1 rRNA gene is annotated in these 1,278 nt (G+C 53.1%); it reads left to right on the forward strand.

Features of this window, described 5'->3' with window-relative positions:
• Positions 1 to 1,278 (forward strand): 23S ribosomal RNA (locus J1785_RS00905); the annotation flags it as partial.

Genomic DNA, 1,278 nt, shown 5'->3' on the forward strand with positions numbered 1-1,278 from the left:
TGTGAGTTCGATGAGTAGGGCGGGACACGTGACATCCTGTCTGAATATGGGGGGACCATCCTCCAAGGCTAAATACTCCTGACTGACCGATAGTGAACCAGTACCGTGAGGGAAAGGCGAAAAGAACCCCGGCGAGGGGAGTGAAATAGAACCTGAAACCGTGTACGTACAAGCAGTGGGAGCCTACTTGTTAGGTGACTGCGTACCTTTTGTATAATGGGTCAGCGACTTATATTTTGTAGCAAGGTTAACCGAATAGGGGAGCCGTAGGGAAACCGAGTCTTAACTGGGCGTCAAGTTGCAAGGTATAGACCCGAAACCCGGTGATCTAGCCATGGGCAGGTTGAAGGTTGGGTAACACTAACTGGAGGACCGAACCGACTAATGTTGAAAAATTAGCGGATGACTTGTGGCTGGGGGTGAAAGGCCAATCAAACCGGGAGATAGCTGGTTCTCCCCGAAAGCTATTTAGGTAGCGCCTCGTGAACTCATCTTCGGGGGTAGAGCACTGTTTCGACTAGGGGGCCATCCCGGCTTACCAACTCGATGCAAACTACGAATACCGAAGAATGTTATCACGGGAGACACACGGCGGGTGCTAACGTCCGTCGTGAAGAGGGAAACAACCCAGACCGCCAGCTAAGGTCCCAAAGTCATGGTTAAGTGGGAAACGATGTGGGAAGGCATAGACAGCCAGGATGTTGGCTTAGAAGCAGCCATCATTTAAAGAAAGCGTAATAGCTCACTGGTCGAGTCGGCCTGCGCGGAAGATGTAACGGGGCTAAACCATGCACCGAAGCTGCGGCAGCGACGCTTAGGCGTTGTTGGGTAGGGGAGCGTTCTGTAAGCCGTCGAAGGTGAACTGTGAGGTTTGCTGGAGGTATCAGAAGTGCGAATGCTGACATAAGTAACGATAATGCGGGTGAAAAACCCGCACGCCGGAAGACCAAGGGTTCCTGTCCAACGTTAATCGGGGCAGGGTGAGTCGACCCCTAAGGCGAGGCTGAAAAGCGTAGTCGATGGGAAGCTGGTTAATATTCCAGCACTTGGTGTTACTGCGAAGGGGGGACGGAGAAGGCTAGGCTGGCCGGGCGACGGTTGTCCCGGTTCAAGCGTGTAGGGGGTGTGACCTGGTAAATCCGGTTACATACTAACCCTGAGGCGTGATAACGAGCCACTACGGTGGTGAAGTAGCTGATGCCATGCTTCCAGGAAAAGCCTCTAAGCTCCAGGTAACACGAAATCGTACCCCAAACCGACACAGGTGGTCAGGTAGAG

This window comes from Rahnella perminowiae (genome assembly GCF_019049755.1).
In the GTDB taxonomy this organism is placed as follows: Bacteria; Pseudomonadota; Gammaproteobacteria; order Enterobacterales; family Enterobacteriaceae; genus Rahnella; species Rahnella perminowiae.